General features: G+C 27.5%; 18 protein-coding genes. 5 read left to right on the top strand and 13 right to left on the bottom strand.

Annotated features, from left to right (window positions below):
- Positions 1-86: 86 nt before the first annotated feature.
- Complete coding sequence (locus BN8917_RS04820) at positions 87-1,040, top strand: hypothetical protein (protein WP_066871390.1); 954 nt, start codon at positions 87-89, stop codon at positions 1,038-1,040.
- Positions 1,041-1,123: 83 nt separating this feature from the next.
- Complete coding sequence (locus BN8917_RS04815; protein ID WP_066871387.1) at positions 1,124-1,744, top strand: cell wall hydrolase; 621 nt, start codon at positions 1,124-1,126, stop codon at positions 1,742-1,744.
- A gap of 35 nt (positions 1,745-1,779) precedes the next feature.
- Here the strand turns inward: BN8917_RS04815 and trxA are convergent, their stop codons facing one another.
- The 5 genes from trxA to ptsP form a co-directional block, all read right to left on the bottom strand.
- Complete coding sequence (trxA, locus tag BN8917_RS04810; protein ID WP_066871384.1) at positions 1,780-2,091, bottom strand: thioredoxin; 312 nt, start codon at positions 2,089-2,091, stop codon at positions 1,780-1,782.
- 66 nt (positions 2,092-2,157) lie between these two features.
- Complete coding sequence (gene iadA / locus BN8917_RS04805) at positions 2,158-3,330, bottom strand: beta-aspartyl-peptidase (RefSeq protein ID WP_066871380.1); 1,173 nt, start codon at positions 3,328-3,330, stop codon at positions 2,158-2,160.
- Between the two features lie 17 nt (positions 3,331-3,347).
- Positions 3,348-4,595 carry a tetratricopeptide repeat protein gene (locus tag BN8917_RS04800; protein ID WP_066871377.1) on the bottom strand — a complete coding sequence of 416 codons (1,248 nt, stop codon included), beginning with the start codon at positions 4,593-4,595 and terminating at the stop codon, positions 3,348-3,350.
- Between the two features lie 156 nt (positions 4,596-4,751).
- Positions 4,752-5,525, bottom strand: a complete 774-nt coding sequence (locus tag BN8917_RS04795; protein ID WP_066871374.1) for a YdcF family protein — start codon at positions 5,523-5,525, stop codon at positions 4,752-4,754.
- A 185-nt stretch (positions 5,526-5,710) separates the two neighbouring features.
- Positions 5,711-7,330, bottom strand: a complete 1,620-nt coding sequence (ptsP, locus tag BN8917_RS04790) for a phosphoenolpyruvate--protein phosphotransferase (protein ID WP_066871371.1) — start codon at positions 7,328-7,330, stop codon at positions 5,711-5,713.
- A 411-nt stretch (positions 7,331-7,741) separates the two neighbouring features.
- Here ptsP and BN8917_RS04785 point away from each other — a divergent pair, with 411 nt between their 5' ends.
- A complete protein-coding gene (locus BN8917_RS04785; protein ID WP_066871368.1) occupies positions 7,742-9,754 on the top strand; it encodes a sigma 54-interacting transcriptional regulator in 2,013 nt (670 codons plus the stop codon).
- A gap of 39 nt (positions 9,755-9,793) precedes the next feature.
- Here BN8917_RS04785 and BN8917_RS04780 read toward each other — a convergent pair whose 3' ends face one another.
- From BN8917_RS04780 to BN8917_RS04765, 4 genes are all read right to left on the bottom strand, one after another.
- The gene (locus BN8917_RS04780) at positions 9,794-11,872 is read right to left on the bottom strand and encodes a hypothetical protein (protein ID WP_066871365.1); all 2,079 of its coding nucleotides are present in this window, start codon (positions 11,870-11,872) and stop codon (positions 9,794-9,796) included.
- A gap of 124 nt (positions 11,873-11,996) precedes the next feature.
- The gene (locus BN8917_RS04775; RefSeq protein WP_066871361.1) at positions 11,997-12,356 is read right to left on the bottom strand and encodes an arsenate reductase family protein; all 360 of its coding nucleotides are present in this window, start codon (positions 12,354-12,356) and stop codon (positions 11,997-11,999) included.
- 72 nt (positions 12,357-12,428) lie between these two features.
- A complete protein-coding gene (locus BN8917_RS04770; protein WP_235829979.1) occupies positions 12,429-14,246 on the bottom strand; it encodes a sensor histidine kinase in 1,818 nt (605 codons plus the stop codon).
- Positions 14,221-14,916 carry a response regulator transcription factor gene (locus tag BN8917_RS04765; RefSeq protein ID WP_066871358.1) on the bottom strand — a complete coding sequence of 232 codons (696 nt, stop codon included), beginning with the start codon at positions 14,914-14,916 and terminating at the stop codon, positions 14,221-14,223. Before BN8917_RS04765 ends, BN8917_RS04770 begins: the two co-directional genes overlap by 26 nt.
- Positions 14,917-15,170: 254 nt before the next feature.
- On the opposite strand from BN8917_RS04765, the gene BN8917_RS04760 reads away from it, so the two are divergent.
- Both BN8917_RS04760 and BN8917_RS04755 read left to right on the top strand, forming a co-directional pair.
- The gene (locus BN8917_RS04760; protein ID WP_066871355.1) at positions 15,171-16,031 is read left to right on the top strand and encodes a YitT family protein; all 861 of its coding nucleotides are present in this window, start codon (positions 15,171-15,173) and stop codon (positions 16,029-16,031) included.
- A gap of 122 nt (positions 16,032-16,153) precedes the next feature.
- On the top strand, positions 16,154-16,933 hold the full coding sequence (locus tag BN8917_RS04755; RefSeq protein ID WP_066871352.1) for a DUF3048 C-terminal domain-containing protein: 780 nt from the start codon (positions 16,154-16,156) through the stop codon (positions 16,931-16,933).
- 150 nt (positions 16,934-17,083) lie between these two features.
- Here the strand turns inward: BN8917_RS04755 and cwlD are convergent, their stop codons facing one another.
- From cwlD to rplM, 4 genes are all read right to left on the bottom strand, one after another.
- Entirely contained in the window at positions 17,084-17,776 is a 693-nt protein-coding gene (cwlD, locus tag BN8917_RS04750; RefSeq protein WP_066871350.1) for an N-acetylmuramoyl-L-alanine amidase CwlD, read from the bottom strand.
- A 183-nt stretch (positions 17,777-17,959) separates the two neighbouring features.
- Positions 17,960-19,552: a Na/Pi cotransporter family protein gene (locus tag BN8917_RS04745; RefSeq protein WP_066875378.1), complete on the bottom strand. Its 1,593-nt coding sequence runs from the start codon at positions 19,550-19,552 to the stop codon at positions 17,960-17,962.
- A 343-nt stretch (positions 19,553-19,895) separates the two neighbouring features.
- Positions 19,896-20,288 (bottom strand): 30S ribosomal protein S9, encoded by a 393-nt coding sequence (rpsI, locus tag BN8917_RS04740; RefSeq protein WP_066871347.1) that lies wholly within the window; start codon positions 20,286-20,288, stop codon positions 19,896-19,898.
- A 26-nt stretch (positions 20,289-20,314) separates the two neighbouring features.
- The gene (rplM, locus tag BN8917_RS04735; RefSeq protein ID WP_066871343.1) at positions 20,315-20,749 is read right to left on the bottom strand and encodes a 50S ribosomal protein L13; all 435 of its coding nucleotides are present in this window, start codon (positions 20,747-20,749) and stop codon (positions 20,315-20,317) included.
- Between the last annotated feature and the right edge of the window lie 89 nt (positions 20,750-20,838).

The following is a 20,838-nucleotide window of genomic DNA, read 5'->3' as shown; positions in this document are numbered from 1 at the left end:
TCAATATTCATATTTACATAATTTATTGTAATTAAAATTACTTCCCTTTCATATATTTAAATAAACAATTTACATAGGAGGGAAAAATGAATACTAAAAAATTTAAAAGCTTTATTTCTAATCCATTCACAATAACTTTTCTACTACTTATATCACTACTTGTAATACTAACAATAAAAACTATTATTAAACCAAATAGCTTTAAAGAACTTAAAAATATAAGTAATGAAGTAAACTCCATAAATATACAAACAAGTAATAAAAATAATATAGATGCCAAAAGTTTCATTGAATCTTTTGATAAAAATATCTCTAAACTAGATACTTTAATTCAAGAAACAAATAACATTAAAGTTTCAGATGATTTAAAAGAGCAAAAAGCACTTCTAATAAGTAGTATTAATAAAAATATAGAATTTTATAAAAATATAATATATACTCTTGAAAATATCAATAGTCCTTCATTAATAGAAAATAATAAAAAAGTACTAAAATCCAAGAGTGAGCTAGAAGATTCCTTTAAAAAGCTTAAAAATTATGAAATTGAACTTAATTTAAAAGATGATAAAAAAACACTAATCTCAAAATCTTTAAACTATATAAATGAGCTTATTAAGTTAAATAGAGATAGTGACATAACATTACATCAGAACGCAAGTTTTAAAACAAATATTGATTATATCTATACTGAATTTGCTCCTCTTAATGAAGACCTATTTGAAATAATAAAGTTAGTTAAAGAAGATAATAGAACTCTTGAGCCTGTTTTAAAATCTGTTAACGAAAAAATAGAGGAATTTAATAAATTAAATATAGAACTTCATTCTTTATCAATTCCTGATGGATATCAAGATTATTTTCAAGCAATGCTTGATATATTTAATAACTATGAAATTTATATAAATCAAATGAGAGATTACTTAATTTCTGAGGTGAGTAAAAATCCTAAAAAAGACTTATATAACAAGGCTAAGACCTCCTATAAAACTCTAAATAAGTCAATAATATCATTCCAAAAATTATCAACTAAATACAATTAAAAGCACAAAAAAACTAATTTAGGTATTAAAAGATTCTTTTTGGTTACACTACTCAAGGTACAGAGTTACAAAAGGAGGTTTCTATGAAAACAAAATATTATTTTAGTTTTTTCTTAACCTGTAGCTTACTAATTATCACTAATTTTATTAGCCCTAAGGCTAATGGACAAGAAATCGGAACTTTTAATGCAGCAAACAAAATCGAGAATATAAATAAACCAAGTTCAATAGAAAAATTAATTCCTACTTATCTGGAACCAACATACTCAACTAAAGATTTATATCTTGAGCATGAATCGGTAGTTCAAGTATTTAAGAGCAATAATAAATCTATAGAACTTTCTCAAAATGATATAAATCTTATGGCAAAGATTGTTTATGCCGAAAGTAAGGGTGAACCTTATAAAGGTAAGGTTGCTGTTGCTTCTGTTATTTTAAACAGAGTAATCGACCCTAATTTTCCAAATACAGTTGAAGGTGTTATTAAACAAAAAAATGCTTTCTCTTGTGTAGTAAATGGAGAAATTAATGTTGTCCCCAATAGTGATAGTTATAACGCTGTTATGGAGGCCATTAGAGGTAATGATCCTACTAATAAGGCACTATATTATTATAATCCAGCCATAGCTACTTGCACCTGGATGAAAGGTGTAGAAAAGAAAAACGTAAAAAATATCGGAAGACATGTATTTTTCGAAATTTAAAAAAAGTAGGAGCTTTAATGCTCCTACTTTTTTTATTAATCTATATATTTTTCTATAGTAGACCTTAAATCATCTTTTTTTCTAAAACCAACAAGTCTTTCTTTAAGCTCTCCATCTTTAAAAAGCATTAAAGTAGGTATACTTGTCACATTATAATCATCTAGTACATCTGATTCTTCATTAATATCTACTTTTACAAATTTAACTTCTTTTAATTCATTCCTTAGTTCATCTAATATTGGAGATGTAAGTTTACAAGGTTCACACCAATTTGCCCAAAAATCTACTAAAACTGTCCCTTTACTTTCTAGAACCTCTTTTTCAAAACCACTATATTTATGTTTCATAATATATAAACCTCCTAATCTATCCATATAATCTTCTGTAATATTTCAAACCATTAATTAAATTATTTATTCAAAAGTTCCTTTTACAATATTAACTCCATCTTTTTTAAGAACTTTTCCTCTTGCTATTACTCCATCAATTTCAAGCTCTTCTTTAGTTAAAATAACTAAATCTGCATCCTTACCTTTTTGAATTTCACCTTTATCTGAAAGTCCTAAAACACTAGCTACATTAGATGTTATAACTTTTAAGCCATCTTCTAGTGATATACCTTTGTCTATAGCATATTTTACCTCTCTAAATAAAGTTCCAACAGAACATACTCCAAGACCAATTAAATTTCCATCATCATCAAATACTGGGTCACTTCCATTACCATCAGATGAAAAAGTTATATTTTCTATAGGAACATTATTATTTAAAAGATAAACTAGTCCTTCTCCAGCTCTAAATTCATCTTCTGTTATATATTTTGGGTTTCCTGAAGTAGTAAGGTCTATAACTCCATCTAATTTTGTAAGTTTTATCCCCTCTTCCATAAGTTTTCTACTTCTATTAACATGAGTTGGTAGTACTTGTCTTGCTGGTATCTCAGTTTCTTCTAGCATCTTAAAGATATAATTCATCTTTCTTGCACCTTCGCCTAAATGTATATTAACAACACCAGATTTTCCTGATAAAAGTCCACCAACTCTAGCTTGAGCTATTTGGTTAACAAATTCTTGATAAGTACCTTGTGAACTTCTATGATCTGATAAAGCTATTTCTCCGAGTCCTATAATATTTTTTACAAGAGTTATATCTTCTTTAACTGACCCCATTAAAGTTTTCTTTACCGGAAATTCATATGAACCTGTATAACAATAACAGCTAACTCCTTCTTCTTCTAATCCATAAACTTTTGCTAAAAGAGTTCTCATATCTCTACATATTCCATCTGTACCTATACAGCCCACTAAAGAAGTAATACCCGCATTTATTATCTCACTTAATTGTAATTCTGGAGTTCTAGTTTTAAAACTACCTTCTCCTCCTCCACCAATAATATGCACATGAGAATCAACAAACCCAGGTACTACTATTTTTCCACTTGCATCAATTACTTCAATATCTATAAATTTATCTGGTATATTAACATTTTCATAAATTCCTTCTATTTTATCATTAGCTATAATTATATCCCTAACTCCAAGATACTTTGGACTATAAACTTCTGCTCCTTTTATAATTTTTATCATAAACTCACTTCCTAGCTTTAGTTATTTAATATAGATTCTATTTTTTCATTGTTATATATAGAATCATCAAATTGATCTCTAAGCCTTCTAGCAAATTTTTTGCTTTTTTCTTTATCCCTAGACTCATTTAAAGTAGCAAGCTTATATAAAACTTCCGCTAAATACCCCTCCTCTTCATTATTATTTTCTTTTGAATAAGCTTCATAATACTTAATAGCATTTTCATTATCTTTTAACTTTTCATAAGACACTGCAAGCATATAAGTTATATGCTTCTTTAAATAATTTTCCTCAGAATAATCATAGGCTTTTAAGAATCTCTCTTTAGCTTCCCCAAAATTCTTAGATTTAAATTGCTTTACACCTTTATGATAAAAATATTCTGCTCCATTTGAACTTATAAGAGTTTTAGCTTCTTCATAAACTTTTTTCTCTTCTTTTGATAAATTTTCTTTTTCAGCTAATAAAATAAGTTTCTCTATATCTTCATACCCTTTATCGCTTATAGCAATTTTAAGCTCCTCAATATCAAAAACTTTCTTTTCTACTTCTTCTTTTTTAGGCTCTTCTTTTTTAACTACTTCTTGCTTCTTATCTTCCTTCTTAGCTATTACTGTCTCAGTTGTTTTTTTACTATTACCATCAATAACTCCTATAGAATTTATTAATACTCCACCCATAATAATTCCAACAACTGTTGCTGAACCTATTATAATTTTCTTTTTATTAAGTGGCTTTTTTTCCACCCTATAATATTCACCTTGTTTATTTACTATCTCTAAATTTTCTTTAGCTACTTTATTCTTACTATCCATTTCTAAAACTTTTACTATATTTTCTCTTGCCATAGTAAAATTTCTTTGCTTTATATAGCAATATGATAAAGCATTCCTTACATTTATTATGTTAAAGTCACTTACACTTGCTTCTTTTAAAAGCTTTACTGCTTCTCTAATCTTCACTTCTTTTATCTTAATTAAAGCAGTTCTATACTTTTTTTCATTCTCATTAAGTACATCTTCCTTATAAGCTTTTATATATGATTTTGCTATATCATCATCATTAAAATCAACATTTATCTGCCAAGTAGCCTCTGCATCTTTTCCTTTTCCTATTAAATAGAAAATCATTCCTTTTAGATTAAGAGCTGCTGAATTTTTCATATTTATAGCTATAGCCTCTTCTAAGACTTTTAAAGCTTTTTCTAAATCTCCATTATGAAAATATTTCACTGCTTTCTCATAAACTTTTTTAGACTCCTTCATAACTACACCTCTTTTTCACCTCTACACCTTAATACAATAATTATAGCAACTCCTTTGCGTATAAAATCTATTTTTGTAAAAATTAACTATTTGTTAAAATAAAAAAGGAGACTTCATCTCTAATACGACAAAGTTCTCCTTAATTCTGTATTTTTCTTATTTATCAAACAGTATAGACTTTCCAAGAGCTAACACTTCTCTTGTATAATAAAGAGGTATAACAGACGGTGGAGTTTTAGTCCCTTCCATATAAACTTCACCATATCCAAGTCTTTTAGCTAAAAAATAACTTCTTAAACAATGGAATGAGTTAGTAAAAACTCTAACCTTAACTTCATCTATAAATTTACCTGTTTTACTTTCTATTATATCTTTAGAATACTTAAAATTTTCAAAGGTTGAAGTTGATTTATCTTCTAAAATTATTCTTTCTTCAGAAATACCATGATTAACTAAATATCTCTTCATTGCTTCTGCTTCAGAAATTAATTCATCATCTCCCTTACCACCTGATAAAAGTATATATTCTCCATCATCATTCTCTTTTAAATATTTTATAGTTCCATCAAGTCTACTTTTAAGACTTTTTGAGACTTGATCACCATCAAGCCCTGCTCCTAGAACCATAATAATATCCGATTTATCTTTAGTCTTAGTCATTGCAAATATCACCATGCTTCCCTCTACAAAAATAAAGAAACTTAAACATACTGAAAAAAATATGATAACTCTTTTTTTAAATTTATAAAATTCATCTCTATATCTTCTATATTCATATCTTTTCTCTAAAAAATAAAGTGATACAAATGTACTTCCTATCAATAAAAATACAGAATCAAATAATGTAACACCCTGAAGAAATAAAAGAAATACATAATATATTATAAAAATAGCCCCTACAACTAAACTCCACTTTTTACTTTCCTTCACCTAATCACCTAATTCACAAAAATCTTATATGTTTAATAGTATACCACATTTTTACATATATTTTCTGAATCTAGTCTACTTTTTTATCTTCTGTAAATAGACAAATTTAATTCTTCTTTTTAAATATATATCTAAATATGTAATTATAAATAAAAGGTTGTCCTAAAAGGACAACCTTTCATATATTATTCTTGTTCCATTATTATTTTCTTAGCTGTAAGCATTGATGTTGCACTCATTGAGAATTCATCTAAACCATATTCAACAAGTGTTGGGATAGCTGCTTCATCTCCAGCCATTTCTCCACACATTCCAACCCACTTACCATGTTTGTGAGCTCCATCTATTGTCATCTTTATTAATCTTAATACAGCTGGGTGCATTGGATTATAAAGGTATGATACTTTTTCACTCATTCTATCTGCTGCTAATGTATATTGGATTAAGTCATTTGTTCCTATTGAGAAGAAATCAACATGCTTTGCAAGTTCATCAGCCATAACTGCCGCTGCTGGAATTTCAACCATGATACCCCATTGAATATCTTCTGAAACCTTAATTCCTTCAGCTAATAATTCTTGTTTACATTCTTCAACTACAGCTTTAGCTGCTTCAAATTCTTCAAGCCCTGAAATCATTGGGAACATTACTGCAAGCTTTCCATAAACAGAAGCTCTTAATAAAGCTCTTAATTGAACCTTAAAGATTTCTTTTCTATCAAGACATAATCTAATAGCTCTATATCCTAAGAATGGATTCATTTCTTCTGGTAATGGTAAGTATGGAAGTGTTTTATCTCCTCCGATATCAAGAGTTCTAATAACTACTTGTCTACCTTCTGCTTTTTCTAAAACATACTTATAAGCTTCATATTGTTCTTCTTCTGTTGGAGCATTATCTCTATCCATATATAAGAATTCTGTTCTGAATAATCCAACTCCATCTCCACCGTTAGCCATAACTTGATCTATATCTTCTGGCTTACCAATGTTTCCACAAACTTCTACTCTTTTACCTGATTTAGTAACTGTTTTAACAGTTATTAATTTCTTTAATTCTTCTTGTTCAGCTTTAAAAGCTTCTTTCTTAGCTATATATTCATTAACTACTTCTTCACTTGGATTAATGATAGCTAAGCCTTCTATACCATCAACAATTATTGTATCTCCATCTTTAACAGATGTTGTAATATCTCCAATACCAACTACAGCTGGAATTTCTAATGTTCTAGCCATAATAGCTGAGTGAGATGTTCTACCACCTATATTTGTTAAGAATCCAACAACTTTGCTTCTATCTAATTGTGCTGTATCTGATGGTGTTAAGTCATGAGCTACAACTACTGTATTTTCTTTAGCATTTTCAAATGGATTAACTGAAACTCCAGCAGCATTAGCAATGATTCTGTTAGATACATCCTTTAAGTCAGCTGCTCTTTCTCTCATATAATCATTATCCATTGATTCAAATATCATAACAAATGTATTTCTTGTATTTTCAATAGCTTTTAAAACATTTAATTGTTCTGTTTCAATAGCCATGTCCATAGCCCCTGCAAATTCTGGATCATCTAATAATGTTAAGTGAGCTTCGAATACTTCTGCTTCTTCAGCACCCATTTCCTTAGCTGCTTTTTCTTTGATTACTTGTAATTGAGCTTTTGATGCTTCTAAAGCTTTAGCAAGTTTAGCTTTTTCTGCCTCTATATCTGTAATCTTTTCATCAGTTATAATAACTTCCTCATGTTTTTGAATTAGAACTGTTCCTATAGCATATCCTTTTGAAGCTGCAATACCTTTTTTCATTATGTAACTCCTCCTTAAACTTATCTTTAAATTTTACTAATACCTTAAATTATTTATAAAAAAAACTTTTAATTTTTAATCTATTTATTACACTATTTATAATTAGCAATTTATATGCCAAATTATATTTAGTTTTTCTGTTGTTAATATAGTTTACATATAATTTTTCTTTTTAACATTTTATATTAACTATATTATGTTTCTACCCTAAATTATATGTTGTCTAAATCCATTTATTCCCACTCATTTCTATTTGTTATTTATTTATCTTAAACTTAATTTACCTTTTATCTAATTTTGATAAAATTTATCAGATAATTGCTTTATTATTGATATTTTTTATCATATAATTAATATATTGATATATTTTATCAATATATTAATTTATTAATTATAAATGTAGGAGGTTTTATGTATTATCAAAATATAAAAATAACAACCCCTTCCGGCCTTCATACAAGATTTTCAGCAATGATTGTCAATAAGGCTTCTGAAATTACTTCAAAATATAAAATTAATTTATATGTAAAAAAAGAAAATTATACTGATTGGTTGGGCATTAGTATGCTTGGTCTACTTGCTCTTAAAGTAAATACAAATGAAATTTTAAGCATTGGTTGCAAAGATGTTGGAATGATTTCAAAACTTGCAATTCAATCTTTAATTGAATATATAGATACTTATATAAACTCTTATCCTGATACTATGCCTAAAATAGATAAGTTTATAGATGAAAGTACTATAGCTAATGAACAAGTTTTTGATGAATTACCTATCGGTGTACTAGCAATAGATATGAATGAAAATATAACTAAAGTTAATAATCACGCTTTAAATATTTTAGGGACTTCTTTTTCTGATACTATAGGTAAGCCAATAAAAAAATTAATCCCTAATTCAAAACTAGGAAATATATTAAAAACTAAAAATAAGGAATTTGGTGAAATTCTTTATATAAATAATAGAACTACTATAGTAAATAGGTCTCCTCTTTTTTCACATGATGAACTTATTGGAGCTATTGCTGTTATACAAGATATTTCTGATATAGTTGGTCTTAAAGAAATAAATGAGAAATTTACTAAAATACTTGAAAGCTCTAATGATCTAATCTGCTTTGTTGACGAAAATGGAAAAATAAATTATGTTAACCCTGCATATATAGAACACTTCCCTAATCAAAGTAAAAACATAATAGGTAAAGATATTTTCTCTATTTCGCCTAATGGATATAGAGCTAAAGCCTTTAGAGATAAAAAAGTATTAGATAATATACTTCATACTAAAGATGGTATAGATATAATTTCTAAAATAGACCCTATATTTATAGATAATAAATTTAAAGGAGTTATATCTACTTCTAGACCTATTACTGAACTTAAAGAACTTATAGATAAATTAGAACGTTCTGAGGAAGAACTTAATTTCTATAAGGAAGAATTTTTAAAGAGTATTAGTTCTGATTCATCATTTGATGAGATAATTGGATCTAAAACTAGTCTTAAAGATATTATGTATATATGTCAAAAAGCAGCTAAAAGTATTTCAACTATTTTAGTTAGAGGTGAAAGTGGTACAGGTAAAGAACTTATAGCTAGATTTATTCATACTAATAGCAATAGAAGAGATATGCCTTTTGTTAAAGTTAACTGTGCTGCTATTCCTGAAAATTTATTAGAAAGTGAATTATTTGGTTATGAAAAAGGAGCTTTTACAGGTGCTAATAAATCTAAACCTGGAAAATTTGAAATAGCTAATGGTGGTACTATATTCTTAGATGAAATTGGTGATATGCCACTTTCTATGCAAGTAAAACTTCTTCGTACCCTTCAAGAACGTGAAATTGAAAGTCTTGGTGGCCTTGCTCCTAAGAAAATAGATGTTAGAGTTATAGCTGCTACAAACAGAAACTTAGAAGAAATGATAATAAATAATGAATTTAGAGAAGACTTATATTATAGATTAAATGTATTATCAGTTCTTCTACCTTCATTAAAAGATAGAAAAACTGATATTCCTATTCTTGTGGAACATTTTATTAAAAAGTTGAATGTTAAACTTGGTACTTCTATAAAATCAATAGATAGCAAAGCACTATCTATTCTTTTGGAATATAACTTCCCAGGTAATATCAGAGAGCTTGAAAATATAATGGAAAGAGCTATGAATCTTTGTATAACTAACATAATATCTACTCAAGATTTACCTCCTTATCTTCTTCCAAAAACAGAATTATCTAATGATATCTTAAAGCTAGATGAAGATAATATTCTACCTTTTGAAGAATATGAAAAGAGAATAATCTCTGCTGCTCTAAAAAAATATAAATCATTTAATAAAACAGGAAAAGCTTTAGGTCTTACACATAGAACTATATCTTTAAAGTGTAAAAAGTATGGAATAAGACTTGATGAAGATATCTAAATAAAAAAGGAGCTGTCTATTTAAAACAGCTCCTTTCTTTTAAAAACAAATCTTATCCTCTGCTTTTCTACAGTCCTCTTCATTTATCTCTTTTAACTTTTTAATATCCTTAATGCCTTCTTTATCAACTCTTACACATTGTTCCTTAATCATTTCATCAAAAAATTCTTGTATAAACTCACCATTTCTATTATCATACTTTTCATCATCTAATATATCTTCAAAGAATTCCTCAATATCATCATAAGCTTCTTTTGAAATACTATAATCATTTACTTCACTAAGTCTATTTAAATAGTCCATCATTTCATCAACTGAGTAATCAAAGAAATCTATTCCTTTTTCAATTAAATTTTCTAATTCTTTTTCACTATGAAGCATAGTTTCAATTAATTCCTCTTCTCCTGAAAATACAACTATAAAATGTCCATTAGTATAATCTACAAGTTCTAATATATTATCAATAGCTGCCTTACAACTTATAATTTCTTCTATATCTTCTGCTGAATTAGAATATAAATTATTTAAATATACTAAGCCCCCACCATAATTGTCCATACTCTTTTCAATTTCTGAATTATCTTCACCTTCAAGTACTTTTATTAAATCTCTTTTTATAAAGCTATATTCAGGAATAAGTCCTAGAGTATAATATATTTTAGCTAATATTTTTGCTACTTCTTCTTTTCCAAGACCTACATTTCCTTCAAATACATAAATATAAGGTATTTGCATACTTCTAAGACCAACTCTTTGTCTTAGGATTTGAACCTTTAAATAGCTTATAAGCCTCTTTATATCATCCTTCACTTCATTTAAAGCTATCATAGGCTCAAGTTCATATTTAATTATATTATCAAGTGTATCTTCTATATATTTATTAATTCCAAGAGGTTTACCCTTAAAGAATGTTCCCTCAAATATTTTTTCTTGATTACTATTTAAAAGTTTTCCTTCTCCCCATTGTAAATCTTCTTTCCACTTACCATCATAAATTATATTTCCCTCTATATCATAGCTAGTTCCTTTTCCATTCCTTTTACCTTCTTTAAACTCACCTTCATATACCTTTTTACCTTGAATATCAAATAGAACCCCTTTTCCATCAAATAATCCTTTTTTTATATCTCCTTCATATATAACATAATCATTATAATAAATCTTTCCTTTTCCATTTTTGATTTCATAGGTATAATTCTTTTTAGACATTAAATCATCGTAATTTATATTAACCTCATCTTTATTACTCTCTTCCTTAATATCTATATCTTGCTTATCATATTTTTCTTCTTCATTTTCTATATAATCATCATCCTGCTTATCATCATCTTCACTATAATTCTCTTCTTTATCTTTTTCATCATAATAGTTATCATCTTGCTTATTATATTCATCAGAATTATTATCACCTTTTTCTGACTCTAAATCATCCTGCTCATCATAAGCCTTTTTTATATTTTCTTCATAAACTTCTTCTACAGTTTCTTGTTTTATAAATTTAGATTCATCAAAATCCTCTTCTGAAAAATATTGATTATTAATCTCATATATTTCTTCACTATTTTCAATATATTTTTGTCTATCCCCTACATCATTTATACATTCTGACTCATTATATTCATCTACTCTATGTTCATCCGCTAAACAATCTTTATCATTACTATTTATTTTTTCATCCTTATATATATTGCCATTTCTAAATTCTCCAGTGTATTCTAAAATACCATCTTTATTATACAAACTACCTTCTCCATTCTTTAAATCTTCCTTCCACTCCCCTTTGTATTCTAAGGTACCATTTTTATAATAACTCTTTCCTTCTCCTGATTTTTGGCTCATCTCAAATTGACCTTCATATTCTTTATCCCCACTTTCAAAATAAAGAACACCTTGTCCACTAGCTTTACCTTTATTCCAAGTCCCTTCATAAAATTTTGCTCCACCCTCATAAAATAAAACCCCAACTCCATGAGGTTTATCTTCTTTCCATTCTCCAACATATTTTGTTTTTCCTGAAGGATAATATAAAGTTCCAAGCCCTGATCTATAATTTCCTTCAAATTCTCCCTCATAAATAGCCTTAGAATTTTTACCATATATTATTTTATAAACGCTCACTAATTAACACCTCTAATAAAATTCCTATTACTTCTTTATATTTATAATTTTATGAAAGTGTTAAACTTTCTATGTAAAAATAAAAAAGTATTAGTATGTTATTTCATACTAATACTTTTAAAAACTATTTATTTAAAGCTTCTTTCCATTGTTCTTCTTTAAATCCAACAAGAACTTTATCACCTAATACAAGTAATGGTCTTTTTACAAGCATTCCATTAGTTGATAATATATCTAATAATTCTTCTTCTGGAGCTGTCTTTACCTTATCCTTTAATTTTAATTCTCTATACATTATTCCTGATGTATTAAATAATCTATTTAAAGTTAGACCACTCTTTTTATAGAACTCTCTTAATTCTTCTTTGCTAGGATTATCTTCAACTATATGTCTATCATCAAATTCTACATTATTTTCTTCAAGCCATTTTTTTGCTCTTTTACATGTTGTGCATTTTGGGTATTCTAAAAATAAAGCTTTCATACCTTTCACCTCATTATCTTATTAATAATAATTATTATATAACATAATATTTCCATGTACAAGATATAACTTCTATTTTTTAGGAAGTATTACATATGCCTTAAATAAATCACCCTCACATTCTATCCTAAAATCTCCATCATGCATTTCAACTATACTCTTAGCAATAGCTAGTCCTAAACCTGAACCCTCTATATCAGAATTTCTAGACTTATCTCCTCTTGAAAATCTTTCTACTATATCCTTCTCATCAAAATTTAATTCATAAGCAGAAATATTTTTAAATGAAATTTCAGCATAATTTTTTAAATCATTTATTTCAACATAAATTCTAGTATTATCAAGTCCATACTTTAGAGCATTAGTAGCAAGATTTTGAAATACTCTTGATATTCTCATACCATCAACATTTAAATAAAGCTCTTCTACTCCACTAATCTTAAATTCCATATTCTTTTCAGTATTATAATCACTAAGTTCTCCCATACTTTGATGTACAAGTTGAACTATATCTATATCATACTTATCTAGAGTAACTCTACCTGAATTCATTTTAGAAACTTCAAAAAGGTCCTCTATAAGATTTTTAAGTCTATTAGATTTTTTATCTAAAATATCAATATATTCTTTTCTTTCCTGCTCAGTTATATCTTCTCTCTGGATTATATTTACATAATTTATTATTGACGTTAAAGGGGTTTTTAAATCATGTGAAACATTAGAAATTAATTCTGTTTTCATTTTTTCTGAAGCTACACCCTTTTCAATAGATTTCTTATATCCTATCCTTATATCATTAATTCCTTTTCCAAGCCTTTGAATTTGAGGATCATCATTTTCTCTTATCTCTATGTTAAAATCACCTTTTTTAATTGATTCTAAATTAGACATTATAAATTCAATAGCTTCATATCTATAAAGTATTTTCACTCCTACATGTATAACTAAAATTATTGGGACTAAAATAATAGTTACTAACCTTAAATCATTATAAAAATCCTGAAAAATATTAATACCCATTGTTTCAAAAAATGATGTTAAAGCCATAAAACAGACTGCAAAAATTATAATTATCCAAACTACTTTATCTTTTATAAATTGCTCAAAAATTAAATTTCTTTTAAGTAATGTCAGAACTGCATTATATATCTTAAATAAATATCCCCATCTAAAACTATCTTTATATAATTTCCAACCTAATTTCTTTACCATATGAAATTTTTTAAATAAGATTATTAAAACTATTACACTAAAAAATCCACTTATTATAATAGATAAAACTATTGATTTTATTTCACTATTATATAATTCAGCCCTTGAAAAATATATTTCTTCAAACTCATCTGATGTATCTAATCTACTAGCAATTATATTTTCCTCATTATTTAATATATCTAAAATATAATCCGTATCAGAAAAATCATACGCTAAATCATAAAACCATGATTTATTAGAATAAGCTGTATTTGAAACTTTATCAAAAACTACTACTCCTATATCAGATGAAACACCTTGAATCTCTAATAGTGCTTCCTGATTAATATCTAAAATCTCTCTATCTCTAAGAGTTTCTAAATAAGGCTTTTTCTTATGTATTAATCCTGAAATCTCTTTAGCATCAGCTATTAATCTTTCACGCCTATACTGTTCTGCATCAATCAAAGCAAGATTATTAGGTACATAATAATTATTAATATCTCTTCCAAAGAATAATATACTAATAAAAATTGGTATAGATATAATAAGCATTAATAAAATAAAATTTTCAGTACTTCTAGTTCTTAGATTGAAATCTTCAAGCCAAATTTTGAACTTTTTCTTAAGATCAACTTCCTTACTACTTTTGATATTTTCCTCTTCTACATTATTCTCTATCAATTTTGTATCCAATTCCCCATACCACCTTTATATATTCTGGATTCTTGGAATTAGCTTCTATCTTTTCTCTCATTCTTCTTATGTGTACAGTTACAGTATTCTCGCTCTTATAGAAAACTTCTCCCCAAACCTTTTCATATATTTCTTTTATTGAAAATATTCTTCCTTGGTGAGATGCAAGCAAGACTAATATCTTATACTCAGTTGCTGTAAGTTTTATATTTTGTCCTCTAAGAACTACACTCTTCTCAACTGTATCTATAAACATATCTTTTATCTTTATCTTCTGTGATGAATTTTCTATATCTAAAGGCTTATCATATCTTCTAAGCTGAGATTTAACTCTAGCTACAAGTTCTAAATGATTAAATGGTTTTGTTACATAATCATCTGCTCCTATATTAAGTCCTAATATCTTATCTCTATCTTCTGATTTTGCTGAAAGTATTATTATAGGTATATTTTTAGTCTCTCTTATTTTAAGACAAGTTTGTATACCATCAAGTCTTGGCATCATTATATCTAAAATAACTAAATGTATTGGTTCACTTTCTAATTTTTCTAAAGCCTCTATCCCATCATTAGCTTTAATTACTTTTATCCCTTCACTTCTTAAATATATATCAATTGCATCCCTAATTTCTTTTTCATCATCTGCAACTAGTATTGTATATTGTTCCATAGCTCCCCCTATTTCACCTTAATATTTTTAAAATATATTCTATAATCAAAATAGTATCATATAAATTTTACCTATTTATTAAATTTAAATTAATTAAGATAGTAAATCATAATAATTTTAAGTAATTAGGAGGTTTATCACATTAAAATACTGATATATGCTTTTTTCTTTAAATACATAGATATATCAAACTAGCGTATTCTTTGAAATCTTATATAATGTAACTTATTATAGATTTTTAGGAGATTATTTTTATGTATTATCTTAGGAAAAACCGAACTGTAGTTATTGACATTATTACTATAATAATAGGGTGTTTTATAGCTTCTCTTGGAGTTAATATGTTCTTAGTTCACGCTAAACTTCTTAGTGGTGGAGCAACAGGTATAGGACTTATATTCCAATACTTAACTGGAGTGAATTCCGGTATAGTAGTTCTATGTATTAACATACCTTTATTTATTTTAAGTTACTTAAAGCTAGATAAAAAGTTTACTATATATTCTATGGTTGGTACTATTTCATTATCAGCGTCACTTTACATAACATCAAACTTTACAAAAGTACTAGCTACTAATGATACTTTACTTTATTGTATTTATGGTGGTGTACTTTGTGGAATTGGTTATGGATTTGTATTCTCAAGAAGTGGATCAACTGGTGGAACTGATATTATAGCAATGTCTATAAAGAAAAAGTACTCTAATTTCAATATAGGTAAACTTGGACTAATAATAAATCTTATCATTGTTTCTGTTGGTTCAATATTCTTTGGACTTCCAGTAGCACTTTATACATTAATCTCTATGACTATGCAAAGTATATTAATCGATAAGGTTATTAATGGTCTTCAATCTAAAAAGCTTCTTCTTATTCTTACATGTAAAGAACAAGAAGTCATCGATCATATTATTATAGATATGAACAGAGGAGTTACTTCTCTTCAAGCTGAAGGTGAATATACTAAAAAGCACGGAAAAATGTTATATTGCCTTGTAACAACTAGACAAATGATCGAATTAAAAAATAGAATACTAGATATAGACCCTAAAGCATTTATTACAGTAATAGATGTTAATGAAGTAAAAGGTAAGGGTTTTGAATCTATGATTTAATACATAGCTTGGAGTTATCTGAAAAGATAGCTCCTTTTTATTTATATAAATTATCTTTTATTTGAATAAAAAAACACTCTATAAAATATAAATATTATGTAACAATACTTTGGGAGTAATATATGAATTTAAAAGAATTAAAAATAAAAAAAATTTTCTTTATTATAAAAGTAATACTACTTCTTATAATAAGTATTTTAATTATCTATATGATAATTATAAATAACAGATTAGATAAAACAGATTATCCACCTTCTAATGCATTAGAAGTTTCTCCACTAACAGGTAAAGAAAATCTAAATCTTAACCAAGATAAAATAATCTACAATATAGAATATCTTGGCTCTGATATATTTAGTCTACATAAAATATATGAGAATGATATTATATACGAAATTTATGATAAAAAAACTGACTCTCGTAGCTATAAAGCAGCATCAATAAAAAATATAGGTAGTCACAAAGATATAGTTCCTCTTCAATCTAATACTACTAATAACTTTCCTAAGCTGTCCTTTATAAATTACTCTGATAAAAAAAATTTTATATCTGATAATTTTGTAAGTGATGTTTTTATAGAATATGGACCTTTATGCTCAACTGGACTTATATATACTAATGGCCATTATAAATATATAAACTCCGTAACGCAAGAGGATGTACATCAAGATACAAATGAACCATTAAGCTTTGCTAATATAGTAATACAATTTATTAATCCAAAAGATAAAACAAAAGGTGAGGGAATTTTATTTACAGGAGGACTATCTAAAGAAATCGTTTGGAATAATAATGACTTTTATTTTAAAAAAGGAAATAAACCTATGATTCTAAACAAAGGAAATAGTCTTTGGGTTCCTCTTGATATCTCTCTTAAAGATAGAGTTATATATAATAAATAAAGATATAAAAATAAAAATACTTAAATCTATCTTAATAATTATTTTTTAGAAAATAAAAGAATTAATTTATAAAATAAAAAGACATGATTAATAAGTAAAATCATGTCTTTTTATTATTAGAATCTATAAATTTCTAAAGTTTTATACTATTTAGTTTTGTGCTTTTGATTCTGAATTAAAATATATTTCAATTGAATCCGCTAAAACTCCTGCTATCTTATCTTGATATTCTTTAGTTGTAAGTAATCTACACTCTTCTTCATTAGATAAGAATCCACACTCTACTATTACAGATGCTGCATCAATATTATCTCTTAATATTCTAAATTGAGTTCCTGCTGGCTTTGATACTCTATTATTATCTTTATCTATCTTCTCTTTAACATTAGATTGTATAGTATCAGCTAAAAGCTTACTCTTAGTTCCATTAGAACAATACCAAACTTGAGTACCTTTATATTTAGCTTCTGGGAATATATTTTGATGTATGCTAACAAAAGCATCACAATTAGTAGCCTTCTTCATTTTAACTCTATTTTCTAAGTCTTCCCTCTTCTTTTGCTTAACTTTTTGTCCTTCCTTATACAATCCAACATCTGTTTCTCTTGTCATAGTTACTCTATAACCTTTTGCTTCAAGTTTTTGCTTTAATAAAAGAGAAATATCCAAATTAATATTTTTTTCTACAACTCCACTTTTAGAAACAGCTCCCCCATCTATTCCACCATGACCTGGGTCAATTAAAATAACCTTATCTTGATTTGCAAAGACCATTTTATTTGGTATAAATACAAGTAGAATAATTGCTAGGCTCATCATAATAAAACTTTTATTTTTCAACATTTACACCTCTTAACATAAATTTTTAATTCAATATTACTTAGTATTTCTAAAGATATAAAAAATATTAAGATAATTTATAACAAAATAAAATAAAAAGTTATCCACAGGTTATTCTAAAAAATTAACCTGTGGATAACTTACAAAAAATACAACCACAGACAAATATCTGTGGTTGTTACTATTTTATCTACTATTTTGAATTACGCTATCAGCTATATTAGTAGCATGATCACCTATTCTTTCAAAGTTACTTAAAAGATCCATGAATATAGCTCCCTCATAAGCACTACACTTACCTTGGTTTAATCTTGCAATATGATTATTTCTATATTCCTTTTGTTGTGAATCTATTCTTATTTCAATATTATATACTGATTCAGCTCTATCAACATCTCTATTTTCATAAGCTTCTATTGCTGTATCAAGAGATTTTATAGTATCAGCATAAACTGATCTTAATTCTTTTAAAGCTTCCTCTGAATAATCTAACTTCTTAACAGTTCTTTGAAGTGCGAGTTCTGCTATATTTTCTGCATGATCTCCGATTCTCTCAATATCAGTTATAACATGGAATGTTGCAGTAACTATATTCTTTTCTTTATCTGAAATATCACGCTTAGATAGTTTAACTAAATAAGCTGTTATTGATTCTTCTAATACATTTATTATTTCTTCATTTTCATAAACTTTCTTAACTAGTTTCTCATCTTTGTTTTCAAAAGCTTTCATACTAAGTTCTAAGTTATGTTTAGCCTTATTAGCCATTCTTATTGTTTCTTTAATAACTTGTCCAGCTGCGATAACTGGTGTTTCAAGTATTTTATCATCTATATATTTAGGTCCAACTTTTTCTATTTCGTCTTCTCCCTTTACTATAGTATTAACAGCTTTAATTAATAATCCAATGAATGGGAAGATTATTACTGTAGCTCCTATGTTAAATATAGTATGTGCATTTGCTACCTGTCTTGCAACATCTCCATCGCTTAATTTCATAACTGTTGTTGCTATAACCCCTATAAATGGTAAACATATTATAGTTCCAATTACATTAAATAAAAGATGTAAAAGTGCTGCTTTTTTAGCTGTAATACTTGTACCTATACTTGCAAGTAATGCTGTTACACATGTTCCTATGTTACATCCGAATAATATTGGAAGAGCTGCTTTAATATCTATAGCACCTGCTGTTGCAAGTGAAATTAAAATACCTGTTGTTGCTGATGAACTTTGAAGAACTGCTGTCATAGCAAGTCCAACTACAATTCCTATTAACCAATTATCACCTATAGCAACTACCATTCTTGAGAATAATGGAGAATTAGCAAGTGGCTTCATTGATTCACTCATCATTGCCATTCCCATAAATAAAATACCGAATCCAAGTATTATATTACCAAGTTCTCTTCTTTTCTTGGCTTTTGCCGCCATAACTATTGCCGCACCTACAGCAATAAATAAAGGTGCATAATCTGTAAGTTTAAATGCTACTAACTGAGCTGTAATAGTTGTCCCTATATTAGCCCCCATAATAACTCCTGCTGCTTGAGCAAGATTCATAAGTCCTGCATTAACAAAACCAACAACCATAACTGTTGTTGCACTAGAACTTTGTACTACCGCAGTAACAATAGCCCCCACTACTACTGCGATAAAAGGATTTTTAGTAACCTTTTCTAAAATCCCCTTTAATTTATCCCCTGCTGAATTTTCAAGGCCTTCGCCCATTATCTTCATTCCATAAAGAAATAACCCTAATCCTCCAGCAAGCTTCATTATCGTAGATATCGTAAATACTGCATTATCATTCAAGGCATTTTCCTCCACTAATTTAATTTTATCTTAAATTTAATTCCCTTACTAGTTTACAATATATGAATACCTTTGTTAAGTAGTTGTCGCTTAACTTAACCTAAACTTAATACAGCATACAAATATTTCCTTTAATTTGAAAATTAAATTCTTATTTACTAAAATTTTAGCTATATTTTTTATATTTTAATAATTCTCTCACATATATCTACTATTTTTTAACTATTCACGTTTACATTTTATTAATATACTAATTATAAAAATAAAAAAAGAGAGGTAAAAACCTCTCTTGTAAAGTAAGAAGATATTATCTCTTTGAGAATTGTGATGATCTTCTAGCTTTCTTTCTACCGTATTTCTTTCTTTCAACCATTCTTGGGTCTCTTGTTAAGAATCCAGCTTTCTTTAATTCAGGCTTTAAGCTTTCGTCAGCTTTTAATAAAGCTCTTGAGATACCATGTCTGATAGCTCCTGCTTGACCTGTTGTTCCACCACCGTGAACATTAACTAAAACATCGTACTTATCCTTTGTTTCTGTTAATACTAATGGTTGGTTAACGATCATTCTTAAAGTATCTAAACCAAAGTATGTTTCGATTTCTCTGTTATTTATTACAACTTTACCTTCTCCAGGTACTAGTCTTACTCTTGCAACTGATTTTTTTCTTCTTCCAGTTCCCATGTATTGAACCTTTGCCATTTGAATTCCTCCTCCCGAGCTTTATATTAGTACTTTAATTCAAGTACTTGTGGATTTTGTGCTGCGTGTGCGTGTTCTGCACCTCTGTTAACCTTAAGTTTCTTTAACATTTTTCTTCCAAGAACACCTTTAGGTAACATTCTTCTTACAGCTTCTTCGAATACGAATTCAGGTTTCTTTTCTAAAACAACTCTGTATGGAGTTTCTTTTAATCCACCTGGATATAAGCTGTGCTTTCTCATTAATTTTTGATCTAATTTCTTACCTGTTAAAACAACCTTTTCAGCGTTTATAACAATTACGAAATCTCCACAGTCAACGTTTGGTGTAAATGTTGGCTTATTTTTTCCTCTTAATATTGAAGCAACTTGGCTAGCAACTCTTCCTAATGGCTTACCAGCAGCATCAACAACATACCATGATCTTTCAACTTCTTGTGCTTTTGCGATGTATGATTTCATAGTTTTTTCCCTCCCTAGATTTTTCAAATAGTTTTCATTAAATTTAATCGTTCTTATATGTAAAACTTCCACTTTATGCGGACCTTATA

The sequence above is a fragment of the Clostridium mediterraneense genome, assembly GCF_900091705.1.
GTDB lineage: Bacteria > Bacillota > Clostridia > Clostridiales > Clostridiaceae > Sarcina > Sarcina mediterraneense.
The sequence above is the reverse complement of the archived record's forward strand: the minus strand, read 5'-3'. Positions and strand labels throughout refer to the sequence as shown.